Annotated in this window: 16 protein-coding genes, 4 tRNA genes and 1 pseudogene; 9 read left to right on the plus strand and 12 right to left on the minus strand. The window is 67.0% G+C overall.

The genetic code is table 11. The features are described from left to right. The first annotated feature begins 519 nt into the window (after window positions 1–519). Window positions 520–1602: an integrase core domain-containing protein gene (locus B9C43_RS59410; protein ID WP_084434917.1), complete on the plus strand. Its 1083-nt coding sequence runs from the start codon at window positions 520–522 to the stop codon at window positions 1600–1602. Window positions 1603–1974: 372 nt separating this feature from the next. Here B9C43_RS59410 and B9C43_RS53855 read toward each other — a convergent pair. The 4 genes from B9C43_RS53855 to B9C43_RS53870 form a co-directional block, all read right to left on the minus strand. Beyond that, window positions 1975–2049, minus strand: a tRNA-Val gene (locus tag B9C43_RS53855). A 1-nt stretch (window position 2050) separates the two neighbouring features. Further along, window positions 2051–2122, minus strand: a tRNA-Cys gene (locus B9C43_RS53860). Window positions 2123–2169: 47 nt separating this feature from the next. Then, window positions 2170–2242: transfer RNA gene (locus tag B9C43_RS53865), tRNA-Gly, on the minus strand. Window positions 2243–2347: 105 nt separating this feature from the next. Further along, the gene (locus B9C43_RS53870) at window positions 2348–2773 is read right to left on the minus strand and encodes an SsgA family sporulation/cell division regulator (protein WP_033393736.1); all 426 of its coding nucleotides are present in this window, start codon (window positions 2771–2773) and stop codon (window positions 2348–2350) included. A gap of 344 nt (window positions 2774–3117) precedes the next feature. Between B9C43_RS53870 and B9C43_RS53875 the strand changes: the two genes are divergently transcribed. Together B9C43_RS53875 and B9C43_RS53880 are read left to right on the plus strand one after the other, a co-directional pair. Further along, a tRNA-Val gene (locus tag B9C43_RS53875) sits at window positions 3118–3189 on the plus strand. A 64-nt stretch (window positions 3190–3253) separates the two neighbouring features. Next, complete coding sequence (locus tag B9C43_RS53880; RefSeq protein ID WP_084434918.1) at window positions 3254–4105, plus strand: LysR family transcriptional regulator; 852 nt, start codon at window positions 3254–3256, stop codon at window positions 4103–4105. Here B9C43_RS53880 and B9C43_RS53885 read toward each other — a convergent pair. From B9C43_RS53885 to B9C43_RS53895, 3 genes and pseudogenes are all read right to left on the minus strand, one after another. Continuing rightward, on the minus strand, window positions 4098–4892 hold the full coding sequence (locus B9C43_RS53885; protein WP_084434919.1) for an NAD-dependent epimerase/dehydratase family protein: 795 nt from the start codon (window positions 4890–4892) through the stop codon (window positions 4098–4100). The two genes, B9C43_RS53880 and B9C43_RS53885, sit on opposite strands and share 8 nt — an antisense overlap. 234 nt (window positions 4893–5126) lie before the next feature. Then, window positions 5127–5282: pseudogene (locus B9C43_RS56425) on the minus strand (FAD-dependent oxidoreductase); the annotation flags it as partial. Next, a complete protein-coding gene (locus B9C43_RS53895) occupies window positions 5279–5479 on the minus strand; it encodes a ferredoxin (RefSeq protein ID WP_084434921.1) in 201 nt (66 codons plus the stop codon). The gene B9C43_RS53895 and the pseudogene B9C43_RS56425, both read right to left, overlap by 4 nt. 296 nt (window positions 5480–5775) lie before the next feature. On the opposite strand from B9C43_RS53895, the gene B9C43_RS53900 reads away from it, so the two are divergent. Beyond that, window positions 5776–6654, plus strand: coding sequence for a hypothetical protein (locus B9C43_RS53900; RefSeq protein WP_143447265.1), 879 nt, complete (start codon window positions 5776–5778; stop codon window positions 6652–6654). A 27-nt stretch (window positions 6655–6681) separates the two neighbouring features. On the opposite strand, the gene B9C43_RS53905 is transcribed toward B9C43_RS53900, so the two are convergent. Both B9C43_RS53905 and B9C43_RS53910 read right to left on the minus strand, forming a co-directional pair. Then, complete coding sequence (locus B9C43_RS53905; protein WP_084434923.1) at window positions 6682–8421, minus strand: AMP-binding protein; 1740 nt, start codon at window positions 8419–8421, stop codon at window positions 6682–6684. Beyond that, window positions 8421–10163 carry a prenyltransferase/squalene oxidase repeat-containing protein gene (locus B9C43_RS53910; protein WP_084434924.1) on the minus strand — a complete coding sequence of 581 codons (1743 nt, stop codon included), beginning with the start codon at window positions 10161–10163 and terminating at the stop codon, window positions 8421–8423. Before B9C43_RS53910 ends, B9C43_RS53905 begins: the two co-directional genes overlap by 1 nt. 266 nt (window positions 10164–10429) lie before the next feature. On the opposite strand from B9C43_RS53910, the gene B9C43_RS53915 reads away from it, so the two are divergent. Genes B9C43_RS53915 through B9C43_RS53930 form a run of 4 tightly spaced genes read left to right on the plus strand, consistent with a single transcriptional unit; the run spans window position 10430 to window position 14599 of the window. After that, window positions 10430–11728, plus strand: a complete 1299-nt coding sequence (locus tag B9C43_RS53915; RefSeq protein WP_160097411.1) for an FAD-dependent oxidoreductase — start codon at window positions 10430–10432, stop codon at window positions 11726–11728. Between the two features lie 43 nt (window positions 11729–11771). Then, on the plus strand, window positions 11772–12701 hold the full coding sequence (locus B9C43_RS53920; protein WP_235039396.1) for a 4-hydroxy-3-methylbut-2-enyl diphosphate reductase: 930 nt from the start codon (window positions 11772–11774) through the stop codon (window positions 12699–12701). A gap of 30 nt (window positions 12702–12731) precedes the next feature. Beyond that, a complete protein-coding gene (locus tag B9C43_RS53925; protein ID WP_084434927.1) occupies window positions 12732–13925 on the plus strand; it encodes a sensor histidine kinase in 1194 nt (397 codons plus the stop codon). Further along, complete coding sequence (locus tag B9C43_RS53930) at window positions 13925–14599, plus strand: response regulator transcription factor (RefSeq protein ID WP_033393746.1); 675 nt, start codon at window positions 13925–13927, stop codon at window positions 14597–14599. Before B9C43_RS53925 ends, B9C43_RS53930 begins: the two co-directional genes overlap by 1 nt. Here the strand turns inward: B9C43_RS53930 and B9C43_RS53935 are convergent. Together B9C43_RS53935 and B9C43_RS53940 are read right to left on the minus strand one after the other, a co-directional pair. Beyond that, complete coding sequence (locus tag B9C43_RS53935) at window positions 14577–17945, minus strand: ABC transporter ATP-binding protein (protein WP_160097413.1); 3369 nt, start codon at window positions 17943–17945, stop codon at window positions 14577–14579. The two genes, B9C43_RS53930 and B9C43_RS53935, sit on opposite strands and share 23 nt — an antisense overlap. Before the next feature lie 53 nt (window positions 17946–17998). Beyond that, window positions 17999–20011: a polysaccharide deacetylase family protein gene (locus tag B9C43_RS53940; RefSeq protein ID WP_160097415.1), complete on the minus strand. Its 2013-nt coding sequence runs from the start codon at window positions 20009–20011 to the stop codon at window positions 17999–18001. Between the two features lie 397 nt (window positions 20012–20408). On the opposite strand from B9C43_RS53940, the gene B9C43_RS53945 reads away from it, so the two are divergent. After that, window positions 20409–21161 (plus strand): AfsR/SARP family transcriptional regulator, encoded by a 753-nt coding sequence (locus tag B9C43_RS53945; RefSeq protein ID WP_033393754.1) that lies wholly within the window; start codon window positions 20409–20411, stop codon window positions 21159–21161. Here B9C43_RS53945 and B9C43_RS53950 read toward each other — a convergent pair. Next, on the minus strand, window positions 21149–21845 hold a 697-nt coding region (locus B9C43_RS53950), incomplete at its 5' end, for a flavodoxin-dependent (E)-4-hydroxy-3-methylbut-2-enyl-diphosphate synthase (protein WP_160097417.1). The genes B9C43_RS53945 and B9C43_RS53950 overlap by 13 nt on opposite strands.

Consider the following 21845-nt stretch of genomic DNA (forward strand, 5'->3'; position numbering starts at 1 on the left):
TGGTGGCGATGACAGGACTTTGCGCGACTGCCAACTGCTGGCTTCCCACAGCTCTTCGAGCGCCAATATCGTGCCGATGTCCCACAACCGCCTGGTCCAGGGGATGCCTTCGACCATGCAATATTCGGTCGCTCGCGCGCACGTGACGGGTGTAGTGAGGGTCGGCAGGATCCACCCGGTAGACCCTAGTCGTGCTAGCATTGTTGACAGGCTTGGAGGAGGTACTCGCCGGTTCAGTCGGCCACTACCTCCTCTTTTTCTGCCCGCTGATGCGCTCCCCTAGCACAGGCAATACCCGCGCCGGAGTCACCGGACCGTGGCGATATACCAGCCACCTTGGATGCCGCCATCGACCTTCAACTGCCCGCAACATGGTCACGTCGACTCAAGCCAGACCTGTCGGCCACCACACGCTAGCCAATAAAGCAGCAGGTCAGATGCTGTCGGGCTCGGAAACTCGATCTGGCCTCCGACCTGGGCGTTTCCGGTCGCCGCTAACCCTCTTGCAATGATCGCCAGATGCTGTTGTCTCTGCTCTACCTGATCGTGCGCCGTTTGCTCGGCGTCCCGGCCGTGCTGTTGCGCCGCGATCTGTCCAAGGACGCGGAACTGCTCGTGCTGCGCCACGAGAACGCCGTGCTGCGCCGCCAGGTCGGCCGTGTCCGCTACACCCCGGCCGACCGCCTATGGCTGGCCGCGCTGTCTCGGTTCATCCCGCGCCGACGCTGGCAGATGATGTTCACCGTCACCCCAGCGACCATCCTGGCCTGGCATCGCCGGTTGATCACCAGAAAATGGGACTACAGCGACCGTCGACGCCCGGGGCGCCCGCCAACCGCGGCAGCGGTCAAGAAGCTCGTGATCCGCATAGCGACCGAGAACCCAGCCAGGGGGCATAGACGAATCCAGGGCGAGCTGACCCGGCTCGGACACGCAATCGCCTCGTCCACGGTGTGGGAAATCATACGTGCGGCCGGAATTGATCCTGCATCACGCCGGGCTGGTCCGACATGGAAACAATTCCTGACCACCCAAGCTCACGGCATCGTGGCGATAGATTTTCTCCATGTGGACACCGTTTTGCTCAAACGGATCTACGCGCTGATCGTCGTCGAGCACGGTACTCGTCGGGCGCATCTGGCCGGAGTCACCGCCAACCCGACCGGTGCGTGGACTGTACAAGCGGCACGCAACCTGCTGATGGACCTCGGTGAGCGTCTCGACACGCTCAAGTTCTTGCTGCGCGACCGGGACTCCCGGTTCACTCGTGCATTCGACGCAGTGTTCGCCGCCGAGGGCATCCGGATCCTCACCAGTCCACCCCAAGCCCCACGGGCAAACGCGATATGCGAACGAATGATCGGAAGTCTCCGCCGCGAGCTGCTTGACAGAATGCTGACCGTCAACGAGCGACACCTTCGCTGCGCCCTCGCCACGTACCTGCGGCACTTCAACACCGCACGTCCACACCGGACCCTCAAACAGCTCACACCAGCCCAAGCCGAAACCAACCCCCCGAAACCAATCGACCTCGCCAACTACCGCGTCCTACGCAGACCCGTCCTTGACGGGTTGACAAACGAGTACGAGATCGCCGCGTAACCGAACCAGTCCGCAGCGGACCACCAGGACAGGGCCAGAATCGAGTATTCGAGCCCACACGGAATTCCGGAAGTCGCCCGCCGCGCCCGGCTCGGGCACAAGATGAAAGGCATCAGCCGCACCTACGACCACGTCACCCCGGAAATGCGGCAGCAGATCCTCGACGCCCTGGAAAGCGGTGGCAGACAGGACTCGACGGCCTCACCCCCGCTGAGCGGGCACGGCTGGAGTCGTGGTTCCCACACTTGCGACCTGAACCGGACATAGCGGACGCAAAGATGATCTACGCATCGTCTACACATGATCTTGGAAATACAGAAAAACCCTCTCTCGTTGATCGCGAGAAAGGGTTTCTGACCTGGACAAACGTCCTGGTGGGCGATACTGGGATTGAACCAGTGACCTCTACCGTGTCAAGGTAGCGCTCTCCCACTGAGCTAATCGCCCGAGGCGCAGGCGGGAATCGAACCCGCGTACAGGGCTTTGCAGGCCCTTGCCTAAGCCACTCGGCCACTGCGCCAGTTTCCTGTCAAGTGCCCAGGAGTCCGACCCGAGGGGCCGACGCCGAGCGGACGACGGGACTCGAACCCGCGACCCTCACCTTGGCAAGGTGATGCGCTACCAGCTGCGCTACGTCCGCCTGCCCCAGCTTTGGCGGGCTTTCCGGCCCGTCTCGGTGGTGCGTGGAGAACTTTATCCGACCCGCGTGAGGGGTTTCAAACGGGGGTCGGTTTCCACTGTTTGCTCAGGTCAGGTCATTGGAGATCAAGTGCGTCAGCGCCTCGTCGACGTTGACCCAGGTGTGCTCGTTGCCGGGCACCACCACGTCATAGGTCCGATCGAGGAAGTCCGCCAGTTCCTGCGCTGAGGCTTCGAACACCGCGTGGCCTGATGGCGAGCTGAGCTCGATCACCACCACCTCCGGGTCGTCGACGGCCGGCCTGATCCGGACGTCGCCGTCGCCTGCCTCCGCGATCAGCCCGTCGGCGAGAAGGTCGCGCGCGAACACCCATTCCACCCAGCCTGCCCTGCCGGTACGGAACGCCGCGACGACCGCATACGGGTCGCGGGTGTCATAGCGCAGCTCGACCTTCACCGGCACGGCCGGCGTGCGCGGCGCAAGCAGGTCAAAGACCGCTGTCGAGCGGAGCGTCACGTGATCGTTGCGCATCGTCGCTACCCTTCTACTCCCTTCCCAGCCATGGAACGACTGAGTCCCAGTCCTGTGACGCCGCAGCACTGCCCGTCGATAGCAATTCGGCCGATCTTCACCCGTTCGGGCCCCCTAGTTCGACACTATGCGATCGAATGACTCCGCCCTGTAATCAGCTCATGGACCTACGGGTACATACTGCTGGGTTCATCCCGAACTTGGTAGCGCCAATGCGTGAATCTTCTGCGTGACGTTATGGCCCGCTCTTCACACCGTGCGAACATCCCCAGGTCAGGCGCGAGAAGGGGGGTGGTTACAAACCCATAGCGGGCTCCTGTAAGCTTTGTCTCTGTTAGGCAAGAGGGTGATTAGCTCAGCGGGAGAGCGCTCCGTTCACACCGGAGAGGTCACTGGTTCGATCCCAGTATTGCCCACACCAGTCGAAAGGCTCGGTTCCCAGCGCGGGAACCGGGCCTTTTGGTCTTACAGTGTTCCTTTGTGGATGTCGACCTGCGGAAGCTTCGGTACTTCGTCGTGCTGGCAGAGGAGCTGAACTTCGGCCGGGCCGCGCAGCGGTTGCACATCGCGCAGCCTGTTCTGTCGCGGCAGATCCGGGCACTTGAGGACGAACTGCACGTACCGCTGTTCGTCCGGGACAAACGATCCACCGAGCTCACCGCCGCCGGCCGGCAACTGCTTGAGGACGGCAGGCCGCTGCTCGCCGCCGCCGAGGCCCTCAAGCGCCGGGTCGCGCAGGCGGCGAGGGGCACGACCAGGTTCAGCATCGGCTTCATGCCGGGCATCACCGTTACCGACTGGGTACGCGCGTTCACCGCCCGGCATCCGGACGTCGAGGTCGAGCTCGTCCGGACCACCTGGGACGACCAGGTCGAGGCGCTGCACGACGGCCGCGTGGACGTCAGCGTCGTCCGGTTGCCGATCGACCAGCGCGGCCTGACTGTCCGGCCGATATTCGCTGAGCCGAGGGTCGCCGTCCTGCCTGCCGAACATCGGTTGGCGGGCAAGGAATCCATTGAGATCATCGACCTCGCGGCCGAGCGTGTGCTGAACGATCCCGACGCGGTCCCTGAATGGCGTGACATTTCCGTCCAGCTACGTGAGGGCACCGCGCCGCCCGCCCGCAGGTACACCAGCATCGAGGAGAAACTCGAGGATGTGGCGTCCGGACAGGGGATCGCGATCATCCCGAAGTCCACTTCGGAGTACTACAACCGGCCGGACGTCGTGCACGTCCCCGTCGGCGACATCGGCCCCAACCAGGTGTGCCTCGCGTGGATCAGCACGCGCCGGTCACCGCTCATCCACGACTTCGCCGAGATCGTCAGCTGATCTCGAGGTACCGCGGCGTCCAGCCGAGTTCCCGCTGCGCTTTGGCACCACTCAGTTGCTGGTCGAGTGCGAAGGCCTCGGCGATGGGCCCCATCTGGCCCACAGCTTCCGCATAGCTGAGTGAAGTCACTGGCAGGCCAGCGAAAACGTCAGCGACGCGCATGTTGAAGCTCACACCGATGTACGTCGAACCCGCGGGCGCGCTCAGTGCGCGGGCGTACAAGTCCGCGATGTCGTCGACGTGCACGAGCGCCCAGTGGTTCGAGCCGTCACCGATCACCGGCACCTGTTCCGATCCACGGAAGAACTGCTGGATCAGCCCACCACCGCGGCCGAAGACCAGGCCAGGCATGACGAGCACGGCGTGGCCACGCGAGAGCACCTGGGCCTCATTGGCCGCCCGCCAAGCGGTGATCTGCGGCGGATTCTGGGGCGACTCCTCCGAAGCCACGCCATCAGTGTTGCCGTAGACCCATACGCCGCCGGTGTGCACATACACCCCACGTGTACCTTGTTGCATCGCCTGTGCCGCCTGGAGATCAGCCGCGGCCGCATCCGAGGTCCCGTCGAAGCCGAGGTGGATCACGCCGTCAGCGGCAGCGGCGGCGTCATGCAGCACGTCGAACGCGGACATCGTGCCGTGCACGGGCTTGGCCCCGAGCGCAGCGACAACCTCAGCCGAGGTGTCGCTGCGCACCAGGGCCGACACCTCGTGCCCGGCACGGACCAAAGCCGGGATCGTGCTGCGGCCGATGTAGCCGGATCCGCCGGTAAGGAAGACCTTCATTTCGGGGTCCTTTCGTTGTGTCATCCCCGAAATCGAGTCTCGTCGCGGACTCGGCGGCCGTCCAAGACCTGTTCCCGCTGCTGTGATACCCGCAGGGCATCACCAAGTCACGGGCAGTTCGTACACTCCGTAGACCGATGCGTCGTGCTTGAACGGGATCTTGTCGATGTCGGTCACCAGCCGCAAAGCTGGGATCCGTTCCTGCCCAGGAAATGCCCGCGGGCGAAGGCCGAAGACCTGTTTGGACAGTGGTGGACGGTCGTACGGCAAGTGCGGCTCGGCGCCGAGCAAGGTCAGACGGCCCCGGTACCCCTTGCGACGCAAGGCTTCCGCCGTTGCCAGACCAGCAGCCGAGGCGCCGACTACGAGCACCTCGCCAGGAACACTCACACGTTCTCGCTCACCGAGATCGCCGCCGCCGGGCACATACCGACGGCTTCCCGAATGGTCGCGTGCAGTTCGGCAGGCGGCTGCTTGTCAAGCAGGACAACGATTCCGTCCTCATCACGCTGGTCGAACACTTCGGGAGCGAGCAGCACGCACGTACCCGCGCCGCAGCATTTGTCCTGATCCACACTGATGTTCACGATTTTCCTTTTCACTCACGGGGGCCAGTCACAGTCCGGCGAGAGCGTCGACCAGTCGTCGTGCCAGCTGGCCCTGGGAGTGGCGTGCCTTCGGCGATCATGTGCATCATCAGCTGACGGGCCGTATCACCGCGCTCGGCCAGGTTTGCTTATCACTTCACCGCACCACCCGGGTTGACGCCACGTAATGGCCTGCTCACAGTCTGCCCACCCTGTTATATTAAGTCAAGCGACTGACTTAAACATACAGGCAAGCGACTCGATCAAGGCGAGTGCGACCTCGTATCGTGCGCATCGTGAAGCACCAGTTGGCGCCGATGTCGGCGCTGGAAAGGGCATTCCCCTGGCGTTCCCCGCGCGATCCGATGAACCGGGTGTACGAGCCTTTCGCCGATGCCAACGGCCGGGTGCACCCGAAGATCGTGGCCCGCGCCGACGAGGTCACCGCCACGATGCTGAGGCACAGGACCACGTTGAAGGCCATCGCCAGGGATCCCGACGACCACCGGCTGCCCGACACCGTGACCAACAAGCAACTGGAGACGGTGTGGCCGGTGCTCGAAGCGTCAGTCGCGGCCGAGATCAGGCGGTTGATCAGAGGCGAAGCGCTGAAATCGCCGCCGGTGCGGATCGCTCGGGTGGAAAGCGAACACGTCCCGGAGCACGAACAGGTCCTGGTTGGCCAGTGGGGACTGTACTTCGCCAAGTGGCCGCCGAACCGGTCAGCGAGCCGTCGGCCGTCCTTGCTCAACGGCCAGATCCTTGGCGTCTACATGGGTGCTGTGCTCGATGACTCTGACGACCTTGCTTACTGGGAGGAGACCTACTCGAGGTATCCGGCGTACGCCTTAGGGTTAGGTGACGGCACCAGGTACGAAAGCTTGATGGGGGCTGAGGGGGCGGCCAATGCCGCCGTCTTCGCCAACACGGCGACCAAGCTCGTCGACAGGCCGCGCGGTCGTGGGCAAGAACTCGCCATCGACGAGCAGCGGGTCAACGCGATGTTCATCGAGTTCGTCGTCCGGGTGCCGCTTCCGAACGGCGGCTTCAGGGCACAGACCATCGGTGCCGTGGCAGCCTTCGAGAACGCCTTCGATCAGAAGGCCAACCCGTACGGTTCGGTCTTCGTCGACTATGGCGAGACTTATCTGCCGAATCTGAACAACCACTCTTGACCTGATTCGCCGCGTCGAGCTCGTCGATCAGGTCGGCGAGCTCGTCATCTGCTGGGCGAGGCGGGTCCGGTCGAGCTTGCCGTGTGGGTTCAGGGGGAACGCTTCGGTGGCGATGACGCGGTCCGGGACCATGTAGGCGGGCAGGCTCCGGCCGAGCTCGAGCCGCAGCCAGGGCTCGTCCACGGCGGTGCCCTCGACGAACAGCGCCAGACCGGCATCCCCATGGTCGCCGGGGATCCTGGCCGCCGCGGTTCGCACGCCGAGCAACCGTGTGGCGGCGTGCTCGATCTCGCCGAGCTCGATCCGGTAGCCACGGATCTTGACCTGTCCGTCCAGCCGGCCGCGGTGGTGCAGCACTCCCGCGTCCCGCTCCCCCAGATCGCCGGTCCGGTACCAGGTGCGGTCGCCCTGATGAATCAGTTTGTCCTTGTCCAGCGCCGGATCCGCGTAGCCGTCGAACACCTGAGGGCCGGCGACGAGCAGCTCCCCTTCTTCGCTGATTTCGATGTCAGCGCCCGCGGTCGGCGAACCGATCGGCATGATCGGGTGGGCGGGAATGGGATCCGCCGGTGTCAGCCGGTAGGTGCTGACCCACACCGTGGTCTCGGTCGGCCCGTACACGTTGTCGATGATCGCGTTCGGCGCGGCCGCGCGAGCCAGGGCAACGGTCTTGCCGCGCAGCGGCTCACCGCCGATCACCACGTGCCGCAGCCCGGACAGCGAGCCGGGCGCCAGGTTGCCCGCCGCGGCCGCCGCTTCGATCAGGCTCGGTGTGCAGGCCCACACCGTGACGCCGTGCTGGGCGATCGTGCTTGCCGGGTTGAGCGCGTGCACTCGGGGAACGACCGCCAGCGCGCTGCCGGTGCTCCACGCGCCCCACATCTCGAACACCGAGAAGTCGAACGTCAGCCCGTGGCATTGGGAGAAGACCTCGCCGGGGCCCGTGCGGTACGTGGGAAGCGCGGCGGCCAGGAACGCCGCCACGTTGCCGTGGGTGATGCGGACTCCCTTGGGCCGCCCGGTCGATCCGGACGTGAACAGCAGGTACGCCGGGGTGTCCGCGGTGACCGGGCCGACGCCGGGATCCCACGAGGTCAACGGCGCGTTGTGGGCGTCCACCACCGGCACACCGGACATCGCGGCCAGCTGTGCCTCCAACGGTTTCTCGCCACGCGGTTCGGTGTGCACGACGCAGCGGGCACCGGCTTGGCGGACGATGTCGGCGTTGCGGTCGGGCGGGAAGTCCATCGACAACGGCACAATCGTGGCTCCCGCGCAGAGCACCCCGAGGTAGGCGCAATACGTCGTGATCTCCCGCTCGCCGAGCACAGCGACAACACCGCCCGCACCAATGGCTGCGGCCAGCGCGGCGGCGCGGGCGGCGGTCTCGGCGTAGGTCAGCGCGCCTGCGTTGTCCACCAGGCAGGGCTCGTCCGGATGGCGGCTTGCCACTGCGGCGAATCGTCCGGCTAGTCCGTCGGTTAGCCCGATTCGATTGCCGGACATCGTGACGCCATTGGCCGAGGGGCCGCTCGTTCCCACGACAAGCTTCCACAACGACCGTGGGGTACGGAATGCGCGCTCGTCGAAAGCGGGCAGTTCGATGCCGTACCGCGACACCAGCTTGCTGCTCAACGCCAAGGTGCTCAACGAGGTGAGGCCGTAATGAGCCAGCGGGGTGTCAGGTTCCAGCGACGACGTGGGATCGCACAGCGCCAGTTCGTCGAGGAGCAACTGCTCGAACTCGGCGCTCCACGGTTTCTGCATCAGGCCGTCCTCCGTGCTTGTTCGCGGTAACGTGCGAGTGCCTGCAGGGCATAGCCGTTCGCGGTGTGGTCGTGCCGGTAGAGCAGTTCGAGGAAGTAGACGCCGAGCAGGCTGGGCTGCCAAAGCCCTTCGGTGTTCCGGTTGTCGACCAGCCAGCGCGCGCCGCGCGCGAGCATTGGTGTGGCCGGCGTGACGCCTGCCGCACACAGTCCCAGCACGGCCATCGCCGTTTCCTCCACAGTGGAGTGACCACGGCCGAGCGCGTCGCCCCAGCCGCCGTCGTCGTTTTGGTTGAGCCGCAACCACGAGACGCAACGCCGGGCCACAGGGCTGTCGCTCAGGCCAGCGTCGCCAAGAGCGCGCAGCACCGACCCCGTTCCGCACACTTGCCCGAGGTACCACTTGTTCTCGATGGCGCCGTCCGCGCGCTGTACTTTCGCGAACCACGCGTACGCCTTGCGCAACGGCTCATCGTCCGAACGGCACCTGCCGGACAACGCCAGCGCGGAGAACGCCTCCGCGGACATCACCGCGCAGGGGCCGTAGAGCACCTTCGGCGACCGGGCCTTGCCGACCATGGCGAACGACGGGTCCATCGCGGCGATCCGGCCCACCTGCGCGAAACAGCTCCACGAGCCGTCGTAGTTCTGTTGGCGCAGCAGCCATTCCGTGCCGCGCCGGACCTGGTTGTCGTCGATGGTCGCGCCGTCACCGGCCAACGCGATCACCGCGTCACCGGTGTTGCCGCTGTTCGGCCAGCCCGACGGGAGTCCCCAGCCCCAGCCTCCGGAAGGTGCGCCGGTCCAGATGAATTCCTCGTCCCGCTGGGCGGAGCGGATCCAGTCGACTGCCTTGGTCACCCGTGCGTCGTCGCCGAGACCCGCGTGCTGCAGGCCGGTGGTGATGAAGTTGGTCGCGTCCACCTCGAGGTCACGGGTGACCGCCCAGCCGCCCTCCGGCTTGATGGTCGCGCGGAAGTAGTTCAGGCAGTGGCGCACGATGTCCGGGCGCTGCCTGGCGATGGTCAGTCCAATGCAGACATTGGCGGACATCATCGGGGACTCGACGAACCCGCCGTCCGGTCCTTCGAAACCGACCAGGCCGTCCAGGTATTCGATCGCCTTCGGTGTTGCGGCTTTGTTGAGCGCGGTACGGATCCGCCCGCCGGGCATCAGCGTGGCGCACATCAGCCCCCACGACAGCGCGGTGGGCATCGCGAAGGTCAGCTTGCGGCGCAACGGCGCGGGCAGCAGTGCCAGCTCGATGGGACAGCGCAGCAGGCCTTCGTCGCTCATCAGCCCGGCCAGCACGAGGTAGAAGTGCACCAGGACAGTCAGCGAGCACTGCTCGACGTCCCGGATCGCCGCTGTACCACCGAATTGCTCGACTTTGGCCCATCCGCGGCGAATCTGGTCGGCGGCCTCGTCCGGCGCGATGAGCGCCAACGCGGCCACCGAGAGCGCGGTGCCGTTCAGCGTCGGCTCGGTGTCCACGTCGTCACCCCAGCCACCGTCCGCGCCTTGCGTGCGCAGCAGGAAATCCAGGCCTCGCCGGATGAGGTCCTGACAGCCCACCGGATCTGCGAGGTGCATCGCGATCAGCACGTCGGCGGTGGCACCGGGACTGGCCGACAGTCGCCCCTCCCAACTGCCGTCGGAGCGTTGCAGGGCGAACAACGCGTCGACGGTGTGGGCCAAGGCGTGGTCCAGTTCGCCGGGCGGGAGGATCGGATCGAGGCTCATGGTCGCTCGCTTTCTCCACCTGGGCGTGCGGATTCGGCCTGACGCGCGAGACAGGCGGAAACGGGATGTATGGCCGGATTGCCCGGAAAGGACACAGGCGTGGCCCGCAATCAGCGTGACACGGCCATGTTCACGTGGTCAACCCCGTTTGACGGTTCCGCGAGGTCGTGTCACGCTGCCCGCAGGGGAATTCTTCTGTGTTCACGCGGGTGTGCCGCCGTCGGCAAAACTTTTCCCGCCTTTCCGACACATGAATGGTTGATGGTGTGAGCGACTACGACATTGTTGTTTGCGGGGCCGGTGCCGGTGGGTTGACCGCGGCAATTCTGCTGGGAATGCAAGGCCGCCGGGTACTGCTGGTCGACAAACTCACCGACACGGTGGAAACGTTCAAAGGCGAGCTCCTGCAGCCCGGTTCACTGGCCACGCTGGAGTCGATCGGCGCGCTGGAGACGTTGCGGCACGCCGGAGCCCGGCGTATCGACCGGCTGGTCAGTGCCGGTGAGGACGGCTCGGAGCTGTGCGCGATGGACTACAGGTGGCTGCCGAGTGCGTACGACCACTGCTTGACCCACACGTACAAGGGAATCCTGGACAACCTGATCCGGCACCTGCCGCCAGGGGTCGAATTCCGGCGCGGGGTCGCGGTCGAGCGCGCGGTGCGTGACAAGGCAGGCCGGGTGACGGGCGTCGTGCTGCGTAAGGACGGCGAGGTGTCCGCGGGAATGGTCGTCGCGGCGGACGGGCACGCGTCCAAACTGCGTGGACAGGTCGGGATCGAGGTCGACACGACGCCCTACGACCATCAGGTGGTGGCGATCGATCTGACCGGAGTGCCGGAGCTGGCACACCAGGCCACCACGACGATCACCCGCGAGGGCATGCGGGTGATGTACCCGATGCCGGACGGCGGCGGGCGGTTGTACCTGCAGGTGGCCAGGGGTTTGGTGAACCGGATCGGCAAGCAGGGACTGGCCGCGTGGGTGGACCAGGCCGTCGCCGCGTGTCCGGCCGTGGCACCGATCGCGGAGTCCGTGCGCGCAGGTGTCCCGACCTGCCGGGTGCTTTCCGCACGCCGTTTCGTCGCGCCCGTTTTCCACGGTGCCGGGATGCCACTGATCGGCGACGCGGCGCACGCTGTGCACCCGATGGCTGGCCAAGGCATGAACGCCGCGATCGCGGACGCGGTACGACTAGCCGGTGCATTCCGGGACGTATCGGCCACCGATCCGGCGGCGGTCGACGCCGCACTGGCGGAATACAACCGGGTCCGCCGGCCCGAGCTGCAGACAATCGCGGAATTCAGTCACCGGTTCGCGGAAATGTTCACCACCGCCGTCGGCATATTCGGGTACGCGCGCAGTAAGTACATTCTTTCCTGTCATGGCCGGAATCGCCGCTTGTGCTACAAGATCATGCATAACATTTCCGGTCTCGGGTATCAGAAATTCACCGTGCTCGACCGGTTGCAGCAGCTCGGCTGGCCGGATCGCACGGCCGATCGGTTGCCCGTCCGTCGAGCCGATGTGGACGGACACGTTGAGGCCACATTGGAGCCGCGTTGAGCACGGTCGTCCCGGTCGCCACCGTCGCCCTACTTTCGGTGCCATGAAACAGGTGTTGCTGGCCAGCCCGCGCGGGTACTGCGCCGGGGTGGACCGTGCCGTGCGGGCCGTCGAGACGGCGTTGCAGCGCCACGGCGCGCCGGTCTACGTGCGCAAGCAGATCGTGCACAACACGCACGTGGTGCGCCGTCTGGAGCGGCTCGGCGCGATATTCGTCGACGAGGTCGGCGAGGTGCCGCCCGGCGCTGTCACAGTGTTCTCCGCGCACGGCGTCTCCCCCGCGGTGCACGAAGCCGCTGCGGAGCGCTCGTTGCGCACCATTGACGCGACGTGCCCGCTGGTCACCAAGGTGCACCGCGAAGCAGTGCGGGCCGCCGCCCGCGGTGACCAGATCCTGCTGATCGGCCACCACGGGCACGAGGAGGTCGAAGGCACCAGCGGTGAAGCGCCCACCGACACCATCGTGGTGGACGGCCCCGACGCCGTAGCCGACCTTGAGGTGCGCGACCCGGCCCGGGTGACGTGGCTTTCCCAGACCACGTTGTCGGTGACCGAGACCGAGCAGACCGTTCGCCTGCTGCGGGAACGGTTCCCGCAGCTGTCCGACCCGCCGAGCGACGACATCTGCTACGCCACCCAGAACCGTCAGGAGGCGGTCGCCGCACTGGCCGCGCGTGCCGAACTGGTGCTCGTCGTCGGCTCTGCCAACTCGTCCAACTCGGTGCGGCTGGTGGAGGTCGCCCTGGAGGCAGGCGCTCCCGCCGCGTACCTCGTCGAGGACGCCACGGTGGTCGATCCCGCCTGGCTGGACGGTGTCCGCACAGCCGGGGTGACCAGTGGCGCGTCCGTCTCGGAAGACCTGGTGGAGCAGGTGCTCGGCCTGCTGGCCGGGCACGGCTTCGGCGACGTGCACGAACTGCGCACCGTCGAGGAGAACCTGAGCTTCGCGCCACCACGCGAGCTGCGGTCGTAACACGCAGGTCAGGCCGTTAACCTGCCAGTCATGGAGGCGATCAGGGCCGTGCAGGCCGTCGTGTCCGGTGAAGGACGGTCCGAGAAGCTCGCCGTGACCGTGCGCTGGGTCGTGCGCGTGGGCCTGCTGCTCGTGCTGGCCTACACCGTCGCGGTGACCCCGCCGGGGCTCGGCACGCACGGTCTCGCGGGCCTCAATCTGCTTGGCCTGCTTGTGGGGGCGGTGGGTTGGCTCGGCTGGGGCGCGTTGCGCGACCGGGAGAGCCCGCTGCGGTTGATCGCCCTGCCGATCGGGGTGGCCGGAGGCGCGTTGCTCGTCCCCGGAACGGCCGGCTCGGACGTCGGCGTGATCCTGGTCTGCCTCGTGGTCCTCGCCGCGGCCAGCGCGCTGGAGCCAGGGCCGGCCGGTGTGCTGGCTGTGGTCGCGATCGTGGCGCTCGCCCTCGCGGAGCGGTTCTGGGACAACCTGCTGCCCGGCGGGTTCGCCGTCCTCGCGGTCGCGGTCTCCTATCTGGGCGGGATCGTGCGCCGCCAGCGCAAGCTGCACCTCGCACAGACCGAGCTGCTGCTGGTGGAGACCCAGGTCGCGAAGGAGGAACAAGCCCGCGCGGCGGCGCTGGACGAGCGGGCCCGTATCGCTCGCGAGATCCACGACGTCCTGGCTCATTCCCTCGGCGGTTTGCTCGTGCAGCTGGAAGCGGCGGACGCACTGCTGGAAAAGGTGCCGGGCGCGGAGAAAGCGCGATCCTGCGTCGTGCGCGCACGCAGCCTGGCAGGCGAAGGACTGACTGAGACCCGCCGGGCGGTCAGCGCGTTGCGCGGGGACAAGCGGTCGCTGCCGGAGTTCCTGACCACGCTCGTTGCGGACTACCAGGCCGATTTGGATGTGCCCGTCACCCTCGATCTGCCTGCCGAGCAAGTGGAGTTGCGGCCCGAGGTGACGTTGGCGCTGCAGCGCCTCAGCCAGGAGGCGATGACGAACGTACGCAGACACGCCCCGGGCGCGCCGGTGGCTGTCTCGTTGTCCGTCGACGGGGGCTGGGTCGAGCTAGTCGTACACAACGGTGAGCCCACGGCCGTCGAGCACGCCACCACAGGCGGCGGCTACGGACTCATCGGCATGCGCGAACGGATAGAACAGCTGTCGGGCACGTTGGACGCGGCACCCGAGGGTCGAGGTTGGACCATACGCACTCGTGTCCCGCAGCGAACTGAAGGAGACTGATGGAGGCCGGGCAACGACGGTTGCGTGTGTTGGTCGCCGATGACCAGACGGCGGTGCGTGAGGGTCTGGTGACGTTGCTGGAGACCTTCCCCGAGATGGAAGTGGTTGGTGCTGCGGCAAACGGGGACGCCGTGCTGGAGATGGTCGCCGCCGACCCGCCGGACGTCGTCCTGATGGATCTGCGGATGCCCGGCCGTGACGGGGTCAGCACCACAGCCCAGCTCCGGGCCGACTACCCCACGGTGAACGTCGTCGTGCTCACGACCTACGCCGATGATGCCTCGGTACGCGACGCCCTGCGTGCGGGCGCCCTCGGGTTCCTCACCAAGGATGCAGGCCGGGCCGACATCGCCCGGGCACTGGCCGCGGCGGCGTCCGGTCAGTCGGTGATGGACGCCGAGGTGCAGCGCCGCCTGCTCGCCGGCATCGCCGACCCGGCCGAGCCGGTGCCGTCCACCGGTTCGCACGAGGTGCTGAGCGGCCGCGAGATCGAGGTGCTGCGGCTGATCGCGGCCGGTCTGTCCAACCGGGAGATCGCCGGGAAGCTGTTCATCGGCGAGGCGACCGTGAAGAGCCACATCAACCGGATCTTCGCGAAAACCGGCGTACGGGACCGGGCGCAGGCAGTGCGATATGCGTTCCAGCACGGCCTCACCGGTGAACCGCGCGGCTGAGGTTTCCCCACAACTTCGCGTACTGGCCGTCGGCGGCCAGAAGTTCGGCGTGGGTCCCGAGTTCGACCAACCGACCGCCGTCCAGCACGGCGATGCGATCCGCGCGTGCGGCGGTACTCAGCCGGTGCGCGACCACGACCACGGTGCAGCCCGCGGACGCGGCGGTCACGGCGGCTCGGCAACGCGCTTCGGTACGCGGGTCCAGGTTCGCCGTGGCTTCGTCCAGCACCAAGATCGCGGGCGACAGCAGACGCGCCCTGGCCAACGACACGAGCTGCCGCTGGCCCGCCGACAGTGCGGCCCCGCCGGTGGTGTCATAACCGTCCGGCAAGGACTGGAACACCTCATGTGCCCCGACCGCTCGCGCAGCAGCGATCACCTCCTGCGGGCTGGCGCCGGGACGGCCGTAGCGGATGTTGTCGAACACGCTGCCACCGAACAGGTACGGCTCCTGCGGCACGAAGCCGATCCGGGCGCGCAGTAGCCGCGTGTCGTAGGTCCGCAGGTCGACGCCGTCCACCATGACACGACCTTGGCGCGGGTCGTGGAACCGCAGCAGCAGTTTCAGCAGCGTCGACTTGCCTGCTCCGCTCGCCCCGACCACAGCCAGCGTGCTGCCCGCCGGTACGTCGAGCGACACCCCAGCCAGCGCGTCACACCGCGCGCCGGGATAGCGCATCCGCACTCGGTCGAACCGCACCGCGCCTCGGGCCCGCGGCGGCGCGATCGGTTGCGGTGGCGGCAATACCGCTGGTTTCTTTTGCAGGAAAGCGCGTAGCCGTCGCACTGCCACAGCCGCTTGCGCGTATCCGTCGTACGCCTGGGCGAATTGCTGCACGGGCGCGAACAGCGAGTCGAGGTACAACACGAAGGCGACGAGGACACCCGCAGTGAGAGTGCCTTCTGCGATCCGCGCCGCGCCCGCCGCGAGCACCACAGCGCTGGTCACCGCGCCAACCAGTTCGACGAACGGGAAGTACACCGCGATCAGCAGGTGGGTACGCACCCGTGCGTCCCGGTATCGGCGATCATGCGCGGCTAGTTCGGCGGCGCTGTCGGCGGCGCGTCCGTGCAGCCGCACCACGGTTAGCCTGCTGATCGCTTCGTGCAGCGCCCCGGTGAACGCGGCGAGGTTTTCCCTTGCGGCGGCGTACAACGGTGTTGAGCGGCGCCGGAGCCACAGGGTGGCGGCAAGCACCAACGGAACACCGGCCAGCGCGAGCAGCGCCAGGCGACCGTCCATCAGGGACAGTGCGACGACCGCGCCGATCGCCGTGATCATGCTGATCAGTGCTCCGGGCAGGTCGTTGCGCAGGAAGTGCGACAGCGCCTCGATGTCGGTCGTCAGCAGGGTTACCAGGCGGCGGCGGTCTCGCTCCGCCGGACCTAGCTCCAGCGCGTGCCGTACGGCCCGGCTACGCAGCGCGAACAGCACGCGCTCGCAGGTACGGCCCGTGACCACTGTTTCGCCTGCTGTGCTGAGTGCGTTCAATGCGACCAGGCCTGCGGCGGCTGCGACCCAGGCGAGCAATACGCCGAGCTGCCCGGCGTCCACGCCGCGGCCCACGGCGAGAGGTCGCAGGACGTCAGTTGCCGTGCCGACGCCGAGAAGCAAAAGGCCGGTGAGGAATCCGGTGCGGTGCGCGCGAATCAGGCCGTGACGGCGGGGTGGTGCCTCGATGACTTGCGGGACAACGCGTTCTGTCACTGGCATGGCGATGGCTTGTGACGCAACATGTTCTTCCTCGTCAAGCATCGCACTGTAAGCGGGACAACGAGCCTCCAACTCCTCGTGGCTCCCGACATCCACGACCCGGCCAGACTCCAGCACCACGATCCGATCTGCGGCGCGCAACATGCCCGGCCGACTGGTCGCCACGATCCGGGTGGCGGCCAGACTGTCGAGGTGATGGTGGATCGCCTTTTCCGTCGTCGCGTCCACCGCTGTCGTCGGGTCGTCGAGCAACAGCAGTCCCGGTCGCGGCAGTAGCGCCCGGGCCAAGGCAATCCGCTGGCGTTGGCCGCCGGACAGCTCCGCGTCGCTGATCACGGTGTCGTACGCCTGCGGGCTCGCCATGATGAAGTCGTGCGCCCCGGCGGCCTGCGCCGCGGCGACGATCCGTGCACGGGAGGCGCCCGGGTCGCCGTAAGCGACGTTCGCCGCGAAGGAGCCGCGCACCAGTTGTGGTTCTTCGGTGAGCACGCCGACCGCGCGGTGCAGCGCCAGCGCTCGGACGTCGACGCCCCCGATGCGCACGCACCCCGCGGTGACGTCGTATCGGCGGCACAACAGCCGCAACAAGGTGGACTTCCCGGAACCCGGAGCTCCCGTCACCGCCACGTACTCGCCTGGTGCGACATCCAGCGATACGCCGTGCAGCACCGGTTCGGCGCCGTAGCCGAACCTCACGTCCCGCAACTCGACCCCGATCGGAGTCTGCACGACGATCGCACCGTCCACAAGCGACGGTTGAGTGTCGATCAGCGTGAAGCAGCGCGCCAAGCCGGAACGCGCTTCCTGCGCGTAGCCGACCAGACCGGCCAGCGCGCGCACCGGCCCGACCAGCTGCGCCAGGTAGCTGATGAACGCGACGAAGGTGCCGAGGCTGATGTCGTGCTGCAGCACCAGCCACCCGCCGATGCCCAAAACGCCGACTTGCCCAGCGAGTGGCACGGCGCTCATCAGCGGCAGGATCATCGCGGACACCTTCGCGACCCGGATCCGGGCGACGCGCAGCGCTGCGGCGTCTTGCTCGATCGCGGCCAGCTCGTGGTCCTGCCGGCCGAACGCGGTCACCACGTGCAACCCGTCGAGGACCTCGGACACCCGGCCGGTCAGCTCCGCCGACCGCTGCTGGGCGGCCTGGCTGGCGGGGAAGATCCGGCTGCGTGCCAGATGGACGCCCAGCACCAGCAGTGGGCACATCGCCAGAACCAGGCCGGTCAAGGTGGGTGAGAGCAGCACCATCGCCGTCCCGGAGATCACGAGCAGCACGACATTTCCGAGCGCGGCAGGCAGCGGGTCGAGCAGGCCCTGCGCGTAACTGACATCGCCAGTGGCCCTGCCGAGCAACTGCCCGGTTCCGTACTCGTCGCGCTGTGCCTCGTCCAGCCGGTGCATCGCGGCCACCAGGTCGGCGCGCAGCTCGCGCTGTACGTCGAGCGCCACCCGGCCGCCCCAGTACTGCCGCACGGCCGTGGCCACGAACCGGCCGAGCGCGAATGCCAGCAGCACAGCCAAGTACGGCGCGATCGGGTCGATGTGCGCGACAACAGTACGGTCCACCAACCGTTGCTGAACCAAGGGCAGCGCAGCGGCAAATCCGGTAGCGGCCAACGCAGCCACGGTCGCGAGCGCAAAAGCGCCGCGATGCCGACCCACGTAGCCAAGGAGCCGCATCAGGACGGAGCGGCCAGCGCCGCCGTGGACCTCACCTGCCCTGGCGGTGCGGGGTGCAGCACGTCGCGGGCCATCGCCAGCCAGCGCACCGCGAACGAGTCGTGCATGAATCCGGCGCCCACCAACAGATCCACGTGAGTGTCGTGGGCAGTTACGGTGGCGGGCAAGCCGTGCCCGGCGGCGGTGTGCTCGTCGGTGACCACCGTCGCCTGTCCGGGATCGAAGGCCAGCCAGCACTGGCTCGCTTCGCCCTGCCAGCCGCGCCACAGCTGCCCGCCGACCGCGGTCAGCCCGGCCCGGCCGCCGAGCAGTGCTTCCAGGTAGTCGGGCACGATCAGGTTCTCGATCCGCCGTCCCGGCGTCGCGGTGTGGATGCAGGCCAACAACGCGGGAACGCCGTTGAGAAGCGCGTAACGGCGTGCCTCGGTGGCGGTGCCGTCCTCCGGGCGCAGATCCACCACCACCGCAGCCGGGTCCTGTGTGGACACCCAAGGTATCCAGGCGCGGTGCGCGGTCTCACTGTCTGCCAGCGCGCCGGGGTGCGCCGCAGGCACGTCCATGTAGCGGTGCAACTCTTCCTGGAAGTTCCAATGGTCGGCAGGATTGCCGACGATCAGCGCGGGCGGATGGTCGCCGCACGACGGGTGTGGGCGGCGGTGCGCCATCAGCGTCACCCGCGCACCTTCTCGTGGTGCGATGAGGCACCACACGTCATCGCTCACCATGATCAGTTCCTCGGCGCCGTCTCCGTCGATGTCGTACAGGCCCGCGGAAGGGGTGTACTGCCCGCCGGCCGACCAGCGCGCCGCCGACAGCAGCGGCCGGGCCAAGCGCGCGTGCGAGGCGGTGGCCCGCACCCACGGGGCCAGCGCCCGGCCCTGTCCGTCTTCGGTGCTGTCCTGCCAGCCAAGCTCGTGCTGGCCGAGCAAGAGCATCCGCTCGGCCAGCAACCGCAGCCGTGGCTCGACCGCGTCACCGGCTTGCAGCAGCTCGCATTCGACGTCCGCCAGCAATTCGCCGTAAGGCCACCATTGCGGGGTGTCCGTCCAGCCTCGGTACGACGGCCCCGCCGACCAGGCCACCTCCAGCTCGTAGTAGGTCCCGGCGGGAACGTGGGCGCGCGCAGGCCGTGGCCGCTCATCCAGCCACGGGTCCAGGGCGATCGGCTCGGCCAGTTCGGTGGCGGCGAGGAAGCGCAGCAGCTCTTCGTAGCGTTCCAGTGCGGGTTCCCAGCCGCCGACCCCGGCGGCGCGTTCCATGTCGTCGGCGTACACCAAGATCTCCTCGCCGGTGTGCCGATCACCGATGTCCGCGAGGAACGCCTCAAGGAACTTCAGGTGCTCACCGGTCCGTGGCGGGAACAGGTAGCGCAGATAGGAGCAGATCGGCACCACGGTGAGGTCGTCCGTGACTGCGGCCGGGCGTAGCCGACGCAAGTCTGCGAGTCCCGGGATGAACGGCGGCGGGTGCTCGGGGTCCCAGCGATAGGGCCCATGCAGGTCGACGTGCGCACGTGAGTCTGCCGGGTAGCCGTCTTTCGGCACTGGCTTCGCGAGCAGCCGGTCGTCCACAAGAACTCGCCGGATTCCCGCCTCGGACAGGACTTCGGCCAGCTCGGGCGCCCACACCCGCTCAGGCAGCCAGCCGGTCGGCGGCTGGCCCACGCCGAAGTGCCGCCGGTTCAGCTCCGCGGCGGTGGCGAGCTGACGGCGGTTCGACCACTGTGAGCAGGCAGGCATGACGGGTTCGGAGTAGGTGCCGCCGAGCAGCGAGACGGTGCCGTCGGCGATGCGTTCGTTGACCAGGTCCACAAACCCGGGGCGGTGCCACAACGCGGCCTCGATCAGCGTGCCTGACAGATGCAGACCGGTGGGAATGCCGTACCGGCGATGCAGGTCGAGAACCGCGGCGTACCCGTCACAGATGCGCCCAACGCCGTCGCGGTTGTCGTAGCCGTCGGTGATGTTCAGCTGGTTGGCGTGATGGACGAAGGCGAGCGGTACGGCGGACAAGACATTCCTCCCCGGCGGCGATGACATTTCCGCGGAAACCCGCGACGGATTACTGTGGGCGACGGTAGGAGTGCGGACGGTCCGAAGTCGTCAACCGGCGGTTGGGTTCGCGGGTGGGTTCCCCGGTTCCACCCGTGGGTTGAGGTCCGCAGGTAAAACAATGTCAAAGATTTGACGTAAACATTGTCCGGGCATGACCGTGGAACCAGCGGGTTATAGTCTTTCATTACGTTCGGTTTGGTTACCGCGAGGATTGCCGCATTGCCGCCCTGACATCGGTGGACAGCCCCGAACGGGTGTGGCAAGCTGCCTCAAGGGGGTCTGGTGGGAAGAATTGCATGACTGCCGAAGTGGATGGAAATTCCGATCCGAACAGGCTGTGATTCCTGGGGGTAACATGGATTTCAAACTGTTGGGTCCGTTGCGGGTTGAAAGCGACCACAAGGAGGCCCGTGTACCGAAGGCACCGAAAGTCCGTCAGCTGCTGGCGCTGCTGTTATTTTTCGCCAACACAATGGTCAGCACCGACCAGATCGTGGACGAGCTGTGGGGCGAGGAGTCACCGCGCCAGGCAGCCCTGACCGTGCGCACGTACGTTTGCCACATCAGGAAAGCGATGGGCGAGGTGGACGATGCCAGCAAGCTGAGCACAGTCTCCTCCGGCTACATGCTCTCGGTCCGTGACGACCAGCTCGACGTCACCCGTTTCACGTCGCTCTACCAGGCCGGGCGCGCTTCCTACGAGGCCGGCGAGCACGAGAAGGCGTCCGACAACTTCCGGCGCGCACTGGAGGTCTTCCGCGGGCCGGTGCTCGCCGACGTGGAGACCGGGGCGATCCTGCAGCCGTTCAAGGCGCGGCTGGAGGAGGAACGTTCAGCGGCGCAGGCGCTGCGGATCCAGACGGATCTCGCGCTGGGCCGGTACCTGCAGCTGATCGGTGAGCTGCGATCACTCACGATCAGCCAGCCGCTGAACGAATGGGCGCACGCCAGGCTGATGGAGGCGCTGACCCACTCCGGTCGCCGCAGCGACGCGCTGAACGTGTACCGCAAGCTGCGGCGCACGCTGGACCAGGAGCTCGGGATCGCACCGGCGCCCGAGCTCCAGCGGCTGCTGCAGCGGATCCTGGCCATCGGTCAGCCGGCCTGAGCCTCGGCGGCTTCGGCGATGCGGACGGCTTCTTCGATCAGCGTCTCGACGATCTGGTGTTCCGGCACGGTCTTGATGACCTTGCCCTTCACAAAGATCTGGCCCTTGCCATTCCCTGAGGCCACACCCAGGTCAGCCTCACGAGCCTCACCAGGACCGTTCACCACACAACCCATCACCGCGACCCGCAGCGGGATCTCCATGCCCTCCAAGCCCGCAGTCACCTCGTCAGCAAGCTTGTAGACATCCACCTGCGCACGCCCACACGACGGGCAGGACACAATCTCCAGCTTGCGCGGCCGCAGGTTCAACGACTGCAGAATCTGCGCACCGACCTTGACCTCTTCCACCGGCGGCGCCGAGAGCGACACCCGGATCGTGTCACCGATGCCCTGGCGCAACAGCGCACCGAACGCCACCGCGGACTTGATCGTGCCCTGAAACGCCGGACCCGCCTCGGTCACACCCAGGTGCAACGGGTAATCACACGACTCAGCCAGCAACTCATACGCCCGGATCATCACCACCGGGTCGTTGTGCTTCACCGAGATCTTGATGTCATGAAAGTCATGCTCGGCGAACAGCGACGCCTCCCACAACGCCGACTCCACCAACGCCTCCGGCGTGGCCTTGCCGTACTTGGCCAACAACCGCGGATCCAACGAACCCGCGTTCACCCCGATC

Origin of the sequence: Kibdelosporangium aridum, assembly GCF_900176515.1 — a bacterium.
Taxonomy (GTDB): domain Bacteria; phylum Actinomycetota; class Actinomycetes; order Mycobacteriales; family Pseudonocardiaceae; genus Kibdelosporangium; species Kibdelosporangium aridum.

What these genes read in the sequence shown, in the direction of transcription:
- B9C43_RS53870 (WP_033393736.1), bottom strand. Translation starts at nt 2,773, where the DNA reads ATGCGCAACGATCACGTGACGCTCCGCTCGACAGCGGTCTTTGACCTG.
- B9C43_RS53930 (WP_033393746.1), top strand. Translation starts at nt 13,925, where the DNA reads ATGGAGGCCGGGCAACGACGGTTGCGTGTGTTGGTCGCCGATGACCAG.
- B9C43_RS53885 (WP_084434919.1), bottom strand. Translation starts at nt 4,892, where the DNA reads ATGAAGGTCTTCCTTACCGGCGGATCCGGCTACATCGGCCGCAGCACG.
- B9C43_RS53905 (WP_084434923.1), bottom strand. Translation starts at nt 8,421, where the DNA reads ATGCAGAAACCGTGGAGCGCCGAGTTCGAGCAGTTGCTCCTCGACGAA.
- B9C43_RS53945 (WP_033393754.1), top strand. Translation starts at nt 20,409, where the DNA reads ATGGATTTCAAACTGTTGGGTCCGTTGCGGGTTGAAAGCGACCACAAG.
- B9C43_RS53925 (WP_084434927.1), top strand. Translation starts at nt 12,732, where the DNA reads ATGGAGGCGATCAGGGCCGTGCAGGCCGTCGTGTCCGGTGAAGGACGG.
- B9C43_RS59410 (WP_084434917.1), top strand. Translation starts at nt 520, where the DNA reads ATGCTGTTGTCTCTGCTCTACCTGATCGTGCGCCGTTTGCTCGGCGTC.
- B9C43_RS53910 (WP_084434924.1), bottom strand. Translation starts at nt 10,163, where the DNA reads ATGAGCCTCGATCCGATCCTCCCGCCCGGCGAACTGGACCACGCCTTG.
- B9C43_RS53920 (WP_235039396.1), top strand. Translation starts at nt 11,772, where the DNA reads ATGAAACAGGTGTTGCTGGCCAGCCCGCGCGGGTACTGCGCCGGGGTG.